The 12,165-nt window shown below is 59.5% G+C and carries 10 protein-coding genes; 5 read left to right on the forward strand and 5 right to left on the reverse strand.

Features of this window, described 5'->3' with window-relative positions:
- The first annotated feature begins 306 nt into the window (after nt 1-306).
- Nucleotides 307-1,812: a glycine betaine/L-proline transporter ProP gene (gene proP, locus AC3WMT_RS21610; protein ID WP_103304942.1), complete on the forward strand. Its 1,506-nt coding sequence runs from the start codon at nt 307-309 to the stop codon at nt 1,810-1,812.
- Between the two features lie 46 nt (nt 1,813-1,858).
- Here the strand turns inward: proP and AC3WMT_RS21615 are convergent, their stop codons facing one another.
- Nucleotides 1,859-2,467 (reverse strand): nucleotidyltransferase domain-containing protein, encoded by a 609-nt coding sequence (locus tag AC3WMT_RS21615; RefSeq protein ID WP_103304943.1) that lies wholly within the window; start codon nt 2,465-2,467, stop codon nt 1,859-1,861.
- A gap of 117 nt (nt 2,468-2,584) precedes the next feature.
- Here AC3WMT_RS21615 and AC3WMT_RS21620 point away from each other — a divergent pair, with 117 nt between their 5' ends.
- The gene (locus tag AC3WMT_RS21620; protein WP_103304944.1) at nt 2,585-3,178 is read left to right on the forward strand and encodes a DUF502 domain-containing protein; all 594 of its coding nucleotides are present in this window, start codon (nt 2,585-2,587) and stop codon (nt 3,176-3,178) included.
- Nucleotides 3,179-3,303: 125 nt separating this feature from the next.
- Here AC3WMT_RS21620 and AC3WMT_RS21625 read toward each other — a convergent pair whose 3' ends face one another.
- Nucleotides 3,304-3,912: a TetR/AcrR family transcriptional regulator gene (locus tag AC3WMT_RS21625; protein ID WP_103304945.1), complete on the reverse strand. Its 609-nt coding sequence runs from the start codon at nt 3,910-3,912 to the stop codon at nt 3,304-3,306.
- A gap of 157 nt (nt 3,913-4,069) precedes the next feature.
- Here AC3WMT_RS21625 and AC3WMT_RS21630 point away from each other — a divergent pair, with 157 nt between their 5' ends.
- From AC3WMT_RS21630 to AC3WMT_RS21640, 3 genes are all read left to right on the forward strand, one after another.
- Entirely contained in the window at nt 4,070-5,452 is a 1,383-nt protein-coding gene (locus tag AC3WMT_RS21630; RefSeq protein WP_103304946.1) for an aspartate aminotransferase family protein, read from the forward strand.
- Nucleotides 5,453-5,733: 281 nt separating this feature from the next.
- On the forward strand, nt 5,734-7,437 hold the full coding sequence (locus AC3WMT_RS21635) for an amidase (protein ID WP_103304947.1): 1,704 nt from the start codon (nt 5,734-5,736) through the stop codon (nt 7,435-7,437).
- A 330-nt stretch (nt 7,438-7,767) separates the two neighbouring features.
- Complete coding sequence (locus tag AC3WMT_RS21640; protein WP_103304948.1) at nt 7,768-9,063, forward strand: OprD family porin; 1,296 nt, start codon at nt 7,768-7,770, stop codon at nt 9,061-9,063.
- A 14-nt stretch (nt 9,064-9,077) separates the two neighbouring features.
- On the opposite strand, the gene AC3WMT_RS21645 is transcribed toward AC3WMT_RS21640, so the two are convergent.
- The 3 genes from AC3WMT_RS21645 to AC3WMT_RS21655 all read right to left on the reverse strand — a co-directional run bounded on the left by AC3WMT_RS21645 (nt 9,078) and on the right by AC3WMT_RS21655 (nt 12,129).
- Complete coding sequence (locus tag AC3WMT_RS21645) at nt 9,078-9,431, reverse strand: hypothetical protein (protein ID WP_249412126.1); 354 nt, start codon at nt 9,429-9,431, stop codon at nt 9,078-9,080.
- A 230-nt stretch (nt 9,432-9,661) separates the two neighbouring features.
- The gene (locus AC3WMT_RS21650) at nt 9,662-10,036 is read right to left on the reverse strand and encodes a hypothetical protein (RefSeq protein WP_103304950.1); all 375 of its coding nucleotides are present in this window, start codon (nt 10,034-10,036) and stop codon (nt 9,662-9,664) included.
- Nucleotides 10,037-10,275: 239 nt separating this feature from the next.
- Entirely contained in the window at nt 10,276-12,129 is a 1,854-nt protein-coding gene (locus tag AC3WMT_RS21655; RefSeq protein WP_103305044.1) for a polyurethane esterase, read from the reverse strand.
- Nucleotides 12,130-12,165: the final 36 nt, after the last annotated feature.

The raw sequence follows: 12,165 nt of genomic DNA on the forward strand, positions 1-12,165 counted from the left end.
GCGGTGTGGCGCAGGTTTGTGGTCGACACAGATCCCTGTGGGAGCGGGCTTGCCCGCGAAGGCTGACTCACTGGCAATACATATCTTCGGGAGAAAAAACCCGCCACTCCCGTTCAATCGGGATGGCGGGTTTTGTCGTTTTCGCAAGGCAAGATCATCAGATCGCAGTCTTCAGCAGCGCCTACGGGGAAAAAAAGCGGTTAGCGGTGAATTATTTCGTGTCCTCATGTATCTGACCCAAAGAGCACGCGCCATCAAAAAGATGGCATCTACGCGGCAAGATGGATCAGTAAAGAGAATACGCGGATGAAATCACGTAAAAACAGCGTCAAACCGATCGGCCTGAAAGACATCACCATCGTCGACGACGCCAAGATGCGCAAAGCCATTACGGCCGCCGCGCTCGGCAATGCCATGGAATGGTTCGACTTCGGGGTCTATGGCTTTGTGGCCTATGTGCTCGGCAAGGTGTTTTTCCCGGGCGCCGATCCGGGCACGCAAATGATCGCCGCGCTGGCGACGTTCTCCGTGCCGTTTCTGATTCGTCCCTTGGGTGGGCTGTTCTTCGGCGCACTGGGCGACAAGTACGGGCGACAGAAAGTCCTCGCCGCGACCATCGTGATCATGTCGCTCAGCACGTTTGCCATCGGCCTGATTCCGTCCTATGCCTCGATCGGCATCTGGGCGCCGATCCTGCTGTTGCTGGCGAAAATGGCTCAAGGCTTCTCGGTTGGCGGTGAGTACACCGGCGCCTCGATCTTCGTCGCCGAATATGCGCCGGATCGCAAGCGTGGGTTCCTCGGCAGTTGGCTGGACTTTGGCTCGATTGCCGGTTTTGTGCTGGGTGCCGGTGTGGTGGTGCTGATTTCCACGACGCTGGGCGAAGCCAAATTCGAGGAATGGGGCTGGCGTCTGCCGTTCTTCCTCGCGTTGCCGCTGGGTATGATCGGCCTGTATCTGCGTCACGCCCTCGAAGAGACGCCAGCGTTTCAACAGCATGTCGAGAAACTTGAACAAGGCGACCGCGAAGGCCTGGCCGGCGGGCCGAAAGTGTCGTTCAAGGAAGTTGCGACCAAGCACTGGCGCAGCCTGATGACCTGTATTGGCGTGGTGGCGGTGACCAACGTCACTTACTACATGCTGCTCACTTACATGCCGAGTTACCTGTCGCACAACCTGCATTACAGCGAAAACCGTGGCGTGCTGATCATCATCGCGATCATGGTCGGCATGCTGTTCGTGCAGCCGGCGATTGGCTTTATCAGCGACAAGATTGGCCGCAAGCCTTTCATCGTCGTCGGCAGCATCGGCCTGTTCATCCTTGCCATTCCGGCATTCATGCTGATCAACAGCGGCAAGATCGGCCTGATCTTCGGCGGCCTGCTGATGCTGGCAGTGCTGCTGAACTTCTTCATCGGCGTGATGGCTTCGACCCTGCCCGCGATGTTCCCCACGCACATTCGCTACAGCGCATTGGCGGCGGCGTTCAACGTTTCTGTGCTGATTGCCGGCCTGACCCCGACTGTCGTGGCCTGGCTGGTGGAAAGCACCAACAACCTGTACATGCCGGCGTATTACCTGATGGTGATTGCCGTGGTCGGCCTGGCCACCGGCGTGACCATGAAAGAAACCGCCAACAAACCGCTGCGAGGCGCGGCGCCGGCGGCTTCCGATCTTGAAGAAGCCAAGGAGTTGTTGCAGGAGCATCACGACAACATCGAGCAGAAGATCGAAGACATCGACGCTGAAATTGCTGAGCTGGAGGCCAAACGCAAAAATCTGGTGCAGCAACATCCGCGGATCAACGAGTAAACAATCCACCACCTTGTGGCGAGGGAGCTTGCTCCCCCGCCACAAGTCATTCGGCGTTTTCAAGCCTGCGTGTCCATTCATGATCCGGGTGCAGTCGCTTCAGATGCAAAACCAGCCATTGCCGCTCCTCGCCCGACAAGTTCGGCAAGGCGAGACTGAAATCCGCTTGATCCTTGGACCGGGTGTGTTTGGCCTTGAACAGCAGAATGGCCGCAGGTTTTAAATACGGAACCCCTGAGTCACTGAGAGCGACCATTTCGGCGCGTGGATAGACAAGCGAAGTGTCTCTTTTATAGACCCAAGTGTCCGCAGTGCCGAACTCCAGCATCACTTCCACTCGCCAGACATTGGCAACCGCATCAAAACCCCAAACCTGAAATATCTCCTCGCCGGGCACCCGGTCTGCCGACAGAAACGCAAACGTGCCGTCTTTGACGGTGTAGAACTGCAATGGCTCCAGCGCTTGCCTGAACAGCATGAAATCATCACGCAGGACGGTGAACTCCAGATCACCGTGATCGCGGGTCTGTCTGCCCAGCCACAGATCCAGCGCCCATCCGCCCACCACGCTCCAGGGGCGTGAAACCTGTTTCAGACGTTGCGATAACTCCTCCGGCGTCCACGCTTGCCATGCTTGCTGATCCGGTACTTTCATGTGCCCTGCTCCTTGTTAAGCGCATCCGGCCGCCATGGTGCCATGAGTTTCATCGCGCGCCTGCCCCGGGATTTTTATCAGCTAGCCTTGATTTCTTATCGTCATCAAGGAGCTGTCATGTTCAAGTTCATCAAAACCACCGTGATCGGCGGACTGCTGTTTATTCTGCCGTTGGTGCTGATCTTCATCCTGATCGAAAAAGCCATTCATCTGCTGCGTGGGCCGATGCAAAAGCTGCTGCCGATGTTTGAAGGTCATGATGTGGCGGGCGTGACCGTGGTGACGTTGGCCACGTTGGTTGGCTTGATCGTGCTGTGTTTTCTTGCCGGCCTTCTGGCCAGGACCTCGGCGGCGGCCCGGGCGATTGAGGCGACCGAAGACAAAGTGCTGAGCAATCTGCCGGGTTATCAGTTGCTCAAAGACACCACGGCGCGGTTTGCCGGCATGGAGCACACCGATGGGACCAAGGTCGGCATGATTGCCGAGGAGCAAGGCTGGCGCTTGTGTCTGGTGGTGGACAGTGTCGGCGATTGGCTGACGGTGTTCATGCCGGACGGAGGGACCTCTGGCGGCACGGCTGGCGAAGTTCGCTTGCTGCGCGCCTCTGAGGTGATCATGACTGACCTTTCATGGCTGGGACTGGCAGCAGGATTGCGGCGGAGCGGACGAGGTTTGCTGGAGCAGATGCAGCCGTGGTTGCCGAAAGCCTGATCTCTGGATTATTGAAGAACCTGTGGCGAGGGAGCTTGCTCCCGCTGGGTCGCGAAGCGGCCCCTGTTTTTAAAAGAAGGCCTGCTGCGCAGTCCAGCGGGAGCAAGCTCCCTCGCCACAGTTGATCACCCCAGGCTCAGAATTCCATGGCAGATCAGCCCCAGCACACTGCGCATATGCCGCGCATGCGCTTCTCGATCTGGCGCCGCTTCGGTCGCCAGTCGAATAAACGCCATGTTCGCGTACTGGTTGAACAACGTCGCCGCCACGTCGATATCGACGGACTCGCGGACTTTGCCCAGCGCCTGAAAATGCGTCAGCAACGCCTTGGTTTCCTCGATCACCGCCGCATTCCACGGGCTCAACGCCTGAGCCAGTTCGCCCGTGAGCAGAAAGGGCGCCAACTCGCGCCATAGTGAAGCCGGCATCGCTTGCAGTTGGTAGTCGGTCATCAGCCCTTCGAACTCGCACAACGCCTCCAGCGGATCGCTGTCGTCATCGAGATTGGCTCGGGCCTCGCGCATGGCCTGCTCGTCCGGTTGCTTGAGCAATGCCAGCAAAATCTCCTGTTTGCCGCCGAAGTAGTTGGTCACTGTCGGCGCGGAAACCGCCGCTGCATTGGCGATCTGCTCCAGCGTGGTCGCGCCGAAGCCGTTGCTGATAAACAGTTCAAGGGCTGCCTGCGCGATGACTTCCCTGCGCTGTTCCTTTTGCCGCTCTCTGAGTCCGCTCATGTCGTGCCTGCTGTGCCTTGCCAATGCGCCTCAGCCTACGGATATCTTTTTCCACCGACAAATATTTTCTTTACAAAAATATTTTTAAGTGACAAATATTAGCTGTGCACCGCTGGAATGAACGCACTCACTTGCCCAATTCTTTTGGAGATCAGTCATGTCCGCCGAACTCGATCCGACCCGTAGCACCCGTGATTTTCAAGCCGCCGACGCCGCCCACCACATTCACGCGTTTGTCGATCAGAAGGCGCTCAACGAGGAAGGCCCACGGGTGATGGTCAGCGGCGATCGCCTGGCGTTGTGGGACAACGACGGCAATCGTTATGTGGATGGCATGTCCGGCCTGTGGTGCACCAACCTTGGTTACGGCCGCAAGGATCTGGCCGCCGCCGCGACCGCGCAACTGGAGCAGCTGCCCTACTACAACATGTTCTTCCACACCACTCACCCGGCCGTGATCGAACTGTCCGAACTGTTGTTCAGCCTGCTGCCCAAGCACTACAGCCACGCGATCTACACCAACTCCGGTTCCGAAGCCAACGAAGTGCTGATCCGCACTGTGCGCAAGTTCTGGCAGGTGATGGGCAAGCCCGAGAAGAAAATCATGATCGGCCGCTGGAACGGCTACCACGGCTCGACCCTCGCGGCGACGGCGCTGGGCGGCATGAAGTTCATGCACGAAATGGGCGGCACCATTCCCGATGTGGCGCACATCGACGAGCCGTACTGGTTCGCCCACGAAGGCAACCTTAGCCCGGAAGAATTCGGCCTGCGTGCGGCGCGGCAACTGGAAGACAAGATTCTTGAATTGGGCGCCGACAAGGTGGCAGCTTTCGTCGCCGAACCGTTTCAGGGCGCTGGCGGGATGATCATTCCGCCCGCCACTTACTGGCCGGAAATCCAGCGCATCTGCCGCCAATACGATGTGCTGCTGTGCGCTGATGAAGTGATCGGTGGGTTCGGTCGCACCGGCGAGTGGTTCGCCCACCAGACTTTCGGTTTCGAGCCCGACACGCTGTCGATCGCCAAGGGCCTGACCTCCGGTTACATCCCCATGGGCGGCTTGATCCTTTCGCGGCGTATGGCTGAGGCACTGGTGGAAAAGGGTGGCGTGTTTGCTCACGGCCTCACCTACTCCGGGCACCCGGTCGCGGCTGCGGTGGCGATTGCCAACCTCAAGGCCTTGCGTGATGAAGGTGTGGTCACGCAGGTGAAAACCGATACCGGGCCTTACCTGCAAAACTGTCTGCACGAAGTGTTTGGCAATCACCCGTTGGTCGGTGAGATTCAGGGTGTTGGTCTGGTGGCGGCGTTGCAATTCGCCGAGGACAAGGCGACTCGCAAGCGTTTTGCCAACGAGAACGACATCGCCTGGCGCTGCCGTACGATCGGCTTTGAGGAAGGGTTGATCATTCGTTCGACATTGGGTCGGATGATCATGGCGCCGGCGCTGATTGCCAGCCGTGCGGAGCTTGATGAGCTGATCGACAAGACGCGGATTGCGGTGGATCGTACGGCTCGTGAGTATGGGGTTCTGTAATCGGCGGAACATTGTGGGAGCTGGCTCGCCAGCGAAGGGGCTAGCACAGTTGATATTGGGTTGACTGACCTACCGCCATCGCTGGCAAGCCAGCTCCCACAGGGGATTGCATTTCACCTGGAAAAAATCGGTGGGCGAACGATCCCGCCGATTACTCCGCACGCCGCATGGTGTTAAATAGGCGCCAGTCTTAACCTTGTCGCTTAAAGCCGTGCCACGAGAACCGCTATGAACACCCATTCCAAAAAGAACGTCGCCCCACTGCAAACGGCGGTGACCGCATGATCGAAGTCACTGAAGTTTCCATTGCGCAACTGCGCGCCGCGCTTGAATCCGGCCAGACCACCTCGGTTGAGCTGGTGCAGGCCTATCTCGCCCGCATCGATGCCTACGACGGCGCCGACACGCCGACCGCACTCAACGCGGTGGTCGTACGCAATCCCGAAGCGCTCAACGAAGCACGGGCCTCCGACGCTCGCCGCGCCAAAGGCGAAACCCTGAGCCCGCTCGACGGCATCCCCTACACCGCCAAGGACAGTTATCTGGTCAAGGGCCTGACCGCAGCGTCCGGTAGCCCGGCCTTCGCTGATCTGGTTGCCTACCGCGATGCGTTCACCATCGAGCGCCTGCGCGCCGCCGGGGCGATCTGCCTGGGCAAAACCAATATGCCGCCGATGGCCAATGGCGGGATGCAGCGCGGGGTGTATGGCCGCGCTGAAAGCCCGTACAACGCCGACTACCTCACCGCGCCGTTCGCCTCCGGCTCATCGAATGGCGCCGGCACCGCCACGGCGGCCAGTTTTGCCGCGTTCGGTCTGGCTGAAGAAACCTGGTCGAGCGGTCGCGGCCCGGCGTCGAACAACGGCTTGTGCGCCTACACCCCTTCGCGTGGGGTGATTTCGGTGCGCGGCAACTGGCCGCTGACGCCGACCATGGACGTGGTCGTGCCGTACGCTCGCACCATGGCCGATCTGCTCGAAGTCCTCGACATTGTTGTTGCCGAAGATCCGGATACCCGTGGCGACCTGTGGCGCCTGCAACCGTGGGTACCGATCCCGAGCGTCAGCTCCGTGCGCCCCGCCGCTTACGCTGAATTGGCTGCCGACGGCACTGCACTGGCCGGCAAGCGTTTTGCCGTGCCGCGCATGTTCATCAACGCCGATCCTGAGGCGGGCACCAGCGAAGCGCCGGGTATTGGTGGCCCGACCGGCCAACGCATCAACACCCGCGCTTCGGTAATCGATTTGTGGAAACAGGCACGTCAGGCCCTCGAAGCCGCTGGCGCTGAAGTGATCGAGACGGACTTCCCGCTGGTGTCCAATTGCGAAGGCGATCGCCCCGGCGCGCCGACCGTGTTCACCCGTGGGCTGGTGTCGAAAGAGTTCCTCCACCATGAACTGTGGGATCTGACGGCTTGGGCGTTCGACGACTTCCTGCAAGCCAACGGCGATCCGAAGCTCAATCGTCTGGTCGACGTCGATGGGCCGAAGATTTTCCCGCACGACCCGGGCACTCTGCCGAACCGGGAAGGCGACCTCGCCGCTGGCATGGATGAATACGTGCGCATGGCCGAGCGCGGCATCACGCCGTGGAATGAAATCTCCACCGTGCCCGATGGCCTGCGCGGCCTCGAACAGACGCGGCGTATCGATCTTGAAGACTGGATGGACAAGCTGGGCCTCGACGCCGTGTTGTTCCCGACCGTCGCCGACGTCGGCCCAGCGGACGCGGACGTGAACCCGGTGTCAGCCGATATCGCTTGGAGCAACGGCATCTGGGTCGCCAACGGCAACCTCGCGATCCGTCACCTCGGCGTACCGACCGTCACCGTGCCGATGGGCGTGATGGCCGACATCGGCATGCCGGTCGGTCTGACCTTCGCCGGTCGTGCCTATGACGATTCGAGCTTGCTGCGCCTGGCCGCAGCATTTGAATCGACAGGCAGCAAACGCCTGATCCCGCCACGCACCCCGCCACTGTCGTAACGCGATCAAACCTGGAGGGGCAGCCGACAGAAATGTTGCCAGACCCACCGCAATCGCTGGCAAGCCAGCTCCCACAGGGGTTGAGGGTGTGTCCACCATCGATGGCAGCACACAAAAAACCTATGGGAGCTGGCTTGCCAGTGTGTATCCATGATTGATGGCAACACACAAAACCTGTGGGAGCTGGCTTGCCAGCGATGGCGTCAGCGCATTCACATCCTGAATGTCTGACCCACCACTCCAGCCCCGCCAACTGAGCACATACGCTCAATCCACTCGCCCACAATCAATCGATCATCAGAGCCACTTTTTTCTTGTTGGCCACCGACCATGATCGAATCCGCGCCATCGCGTATCACCCTGTTATTACTACTGTGCGGACTGACCGAAACGGCTGCCGCCGACGGCTTTTTCGACGATGCCAAGTCCGAAGTGCTCAGCCGCAACTTCTTTCTAAGCAACGACTACCGCTCACCCTCTCCCACCGGTAAAAACTACAAACAGGAATGGGCACACGGGTTTATCGGCACTTTCTCATCCGGTTTCACAGACGGCACGATTGGATTTGGCATCGACGCTCACGCCTTTGCCGGTCTGAAACTGGATGGCGGCAAAGGTCACTCCGGCACTGGCTTGCTGCCGGTAGACAGCGACGGTCGCAGCGAAAACGATTATTCCAGTGCCGGTGGCGCATTGAAGTTGAAAGCCTCGCGCAGCACGTTGGCGTTTGGCGAAATGACCGTGGAAACCCCAGTATTCGACACCGCCGACAAACGCCTGCAACCGGAGTACGCCACGGGTTTTCTGCTCACCAGCCGGGAGATCGACAACATCAATCTGCAGGCCGGGCATTTCACGGCGTTCAAGAATCAGGACAGCGCTTCCGGCAAAGGCGATTTCTACGGCTACGGCGCCAACACTGAACACGGCTCAATCAGCTTTCTCGGTGCCGATCTGTTCGGCGACAGTCCTGTGGGCGGTGCTGTGTATGCGTCCGAGCTGACGGACACCTGGCATCAGTACTACGGCAACCTGCACTTCAAGCAGGCCGGCATATTCCTCGACGCCAACCTCTACCACACCCGCGATACGGGCCGGGCGCTGGCCGGTGCGATCGATAACACCGCGTTCAGCCTGTCGGGCAAGTACACCGTTGGCCCACACGCGGTAATGCTCGGCTGGCAGCGGATCGACGGCGACACGCCCTTCGATTTCGTCGGCGGCGACTCGATCTACCTCGCCAACTCGATCAAATACGCCGACTTCAACGGCGCCGGTGAACGTTCGTGGCAAGCGCGCTACGACCTCGACCTCGGGGCGTTCGGGATTCCCGGTCTCAATTTCATGACCCGCTACGTCCGCGGCAATCACATCGACGGCACCCACGCGCCCAAGGGCGGCGCCTACAACCCGTTCGCTGCCGACAGCGCCGAATTCCAGCCGCTGCAAGGGGATGGCGGCAAACACTGGGAGCGCGACATCGACTTGAAATACATCGTGCAGTCGGGGGCAGCGAAGGATTTGTCCGTGCAGCTGTCGCACGTTTCGCATCGGGCGAATAGCGCTCAGGCGGGGGATGACATTGACCGGATCTACGTGGTGGTTCAGTACCCGCTGGGGTTCTGATTGCAGCCAGCCTTTTACTTTGGCATCGACTGGATGATCTCGGTCAGATCGTCTTTGGTTATTTCGTTGGCCTTGATCGCCGCGGCGATATCGCTTCTGGACAAGGGAAACCGCTTGAAGACCTCTTTCAGCGTCTCGGCGTCGATGTTTTCCAGCCACAGCGGATCAATCAGAGAGCCGCCGTACTTGGGCTCCATCGTGACTGTCTGGTAATCGATCGGACCTTTGTGATTGAAGTACACCAGGTAACGGGTAAATCCCTCCGGGTAGCTTCGATCTTCATAGAGGGTAGTGCCCATTGGCAGCACATAGCTGTTTTCATCACCGCCAGGCCCGCCGATCAGCAGCGGCTCCGTGGTTCTGATCATGGGCATTCCACGCGTCACTGAGGCGTAAGTGACCACGTAGTACAGCCAAGCCAATGCGGCTGCATTCGCGCCTGTCAGCAAAGTGCAGCAGAGCACGACAAGTCGAGTGGTCTTTCTCAAGTGGGTCACCGCCAGTCCATTGTCAGGGTGAGCGGATATTACAGGGCTGAAGGCTGTTGCAGATCAAAAGATCACAGCCTTCAGCAATTCCTACCCTGGACTGGAGTGGGTTATTGGTCCAGGGTCATGCCCGGGATGGTGTTGTCGCAGCTCAGGTATTGCCCGCCACGCCGGGCTACTTCGCCCTGCAGGCGCTGGCAACGTTCATAGTCCTGCTGCGCCATGCGGTCGATGCTCAGGTTGCCGGTGGTTTGCGGTTGTTTGCCGTCACCCAGGCGAATCGTCACGAACGGTTGTTCGGGCTGGATCTGAAAGCGGCTTTTTTCTTCAACCGGTTCGATCACTTCGCTTTTGGTCGGGCTCGGCAATTGCTCAGGGGTGATTCCGTAGCGGCTCAGAATCGAGCTTTGAGGCAGATCGGCACTGGCATTGGCCGATAACAGCGCCAACCCTGCAACCCCGATAAACCTCTTGAAACCTTTCACGTTTGAATCTCCTGTACTCGTTGGCGGCTAGCTATAGAACGTGCGCGCACGTGCTGGCTTTAGGCCGCATTTCCTGTTTGCACAGGCTTTGAGTCGTAGAATGGCTGCCGAGTCACTTTTGATACCGCGTTATCGTTCTTCGGGAGCAAGCCCCCCCCACATTGGATCGGTGTCGATCACAAATCCAATGTGGGAGGGGGCTTGCTCCCGAAGAGGCCCTTACAGGCGCCACATCAACATCAGGCGATCACAATTCCATCGCCACTCAAACTCCCCAGCGACACACCAACCAACGTCACCGAATCGCCGCCGAACTTCAGCACGGTATCCTGCCCGACCGCCGTGGCATGGGCGCGGAAGTCATCGCCAGGCAACACACCCTGCACACCCAGAAACACCAGTTTGTCGTTGGACGTGAACCCCACCACCCGATCCTGCCCGAACGCGCCGTTGAACAGGAACGTATCCGCCCCGCCCCCCGACTCCATCAGGTCATTACCGGCGCCGCCGACAAACACATCGTTGCCCGCGCCGCCAATCAAGTGGTCATTGCCATCGAGCCCGAACAACCAGTCACCACTGGCCTGCGCCTTCAGCGTATCGACGCCATTGCTGCCTTTGACGCTGGATTCGTAAGCGGTGAGATTGTTGCCAACCTTCAAGCCGCTGGCCGTGACGCTGTGGGTCACGTCGTCCTTGAACAGCCCCCAGAGGAAGCCCGGCTCCTTGGTGACGATGCTGCCGATGTCGCGAGTGATGCTGATCCCGCCGTTGGCATCGCGGATGTACAGGTTGCCCGCGCCGTCATTGGCGAAGTCGAAGGTGTTCACCGATTTCTGCAGGTCGAGGGTATTGCTGCCCTGCCCGCCAAGGATGATGTTGTAACCGCCGCCATCACGGAACGTGTCGTTGCCGGCGCGGCCTTCCAGGTAGTCGTTGCCGCTGCCGCCCTGAATCAGGTCATTGGCGTCGCTGCCGATGATGAAGGTGCTGCCCTTGTGGGTTTCGGCGTTGCGGTTGAGGTCCTGCACCCAGGTGTTGGCGCGCGCGGGGTCCGACAGGTTGGCGACGATGATCGTCGAGTCCTTGCTGGTCAGGTCGTAGAACTTCGACTCGATCACCCGGTTCATGCCGTCGCCATAGGCAGTCGGTAAATGCGAGATCCAGGTCGGAATGTTGAGGATCGAGTACGGCAGCAGATTCCACGCGGTTGATGCGTAGTGGTCGTTGAAACTGACGATGTTGTCGGTGGCCGATTCCTTCGGCGCATCGTGTACGCCGATCGAGGCGCCGGTGAAAGTCGAGCCATCGAGGGCGCGGAACACCGGGTCGTTTTCGTAGCCGACGTTGAGCACCTTGTCGGTGCTGCTCTGGGTCGGTGAGGCGTAGGCGATGTAGTTGGAATCCTTGAAGAAACCGCCCCACTTGCCGCCGCTCAAATCCGCCATGCTGTTGACCGCGAGCCCGCCGAGGCTGTGGCCGCTGACCAGCACGTCCTTGCCGGTGAGGCCGTTGGCCTTGGCGAACGCGACCACGTCATTGAGCAGATTGCCGAACGCTTCACCGACGTAGTTCTTGGCGTAATCCTTTGGGCCGAACGCGGCGAGCAAGTCGTTGATCACGTCGCCGATCGAGTCGAGGATCAGGTTCTCACGCGGGCCGCTGGTGCCGCGAAAGGCAACGCCGATTTCCGTGAGATGACCCTGGGCGTCGTACTTGCCGAGAATCTCGACCTGAGCCGTGGTGTAACCGGCCTTCTCGCCAAAGAAGGTTCCCCGGGCGTCGGTCTTGCCTTCGTAACCCAGTTGCGAAGCGGTGATCGGTGTCCAGCCAGCCTTTTTCACGGCTTCGAGCGCGAGTTTTTCAGAATCGGGGTTCCACGGAACGCCGGGGATGACGCCTTGGGAATCAGTCCCTCCGAGCAACGCCGTGACCAGCGTAGCGGGCAGACCAATGCCGAAGCCGTTGTGCTGATAACCGGCGGCAAAGCCGTTATCGAGGTTGTGGTAGGAATACAGCGTGATCGCCATGGCATCGCTGAACAGCGCCTTGGAATCGGCTGTACTGAAGTTTTTGTAGTCATACACACCCATTGCCATTGCCTCTCTTTTGTTGGAATTGTCAGAGAT

This window comes from Pseudomonas sp. FW305-7 (genome assembly GCF_058786735.1).

What these genes read in the sequence shown, in the direction of transcription:
- proP (WP_103304942.1), top strand. Translation starts at nt 307, where the DNA reads ATGAAATCACGTAAAAACAGCGTCAAACCGATCGGCCTGAAAGACATC.
- AC3WMT_RS21615 (WP_103304943.1), bottom strand. Translation starts at nt 2,467, where the DNA reads ATGAAAGTACCGGATCAGCAAGCATGGCAAGCGTGGACGCCGGAGGAG.
- AC3WMT_RS21620 (WP_103304944.1), top strand. Translation starts at nt 2,585, where the DNA reads ATGTTCAAGTTCATCAAAACCACCGTGATCGGCGGACTGCTGTTTATT.
- AC3WMT_RS21625 (WP_103304945.1), bottom strand. Translation starts at nt 3,912, where the DNA reads ATGAGCGGACTCAGAGAGCGGCAAAAGGAACAGCGCAGGGAAGTCATC.
- AC3WMT_RS21630 (WP_103304946.1), top strand. Translation starts at nt 4,070, where the DNA reads ATGTCCGCCGAACTCGATCCGACCCGTAGCACCCGTGATTTTCAAGCC.
- AC3WMT_RS21635 (WP_103304947.1), top strand. Translation starts at nt 5,734, where the DNA reads ATGATCGAAGTCACTGAAGTTTCCATTGCGCAACTGCGCGCCGCGCTT.
- AC3WMT_RS21640 (WP_103304948.1), top strand. Translation starts at nt 7,768, where the DNA reads ATGATCGAATCCGCGCCATCGCGTATCACCCTGTTATTACTACTGTGC.
- AC3WMT_RS21645 (WP_249412126.1), bottom strand. Translation starts at nt 9,431, where the DNA reads ATGATCAGAACCACGGAGCCGCTGCTGATCGGCGGGCCTGGCGGTGAT.
- AC3WMT_RS21655 (WP_103305044.1), bottom strand. Translation starts at nt 12,129, where the DNA reads ATGGGTGTGTATGACTACAAAAACTTCAGTACAGCCGATTCCAAGGCG.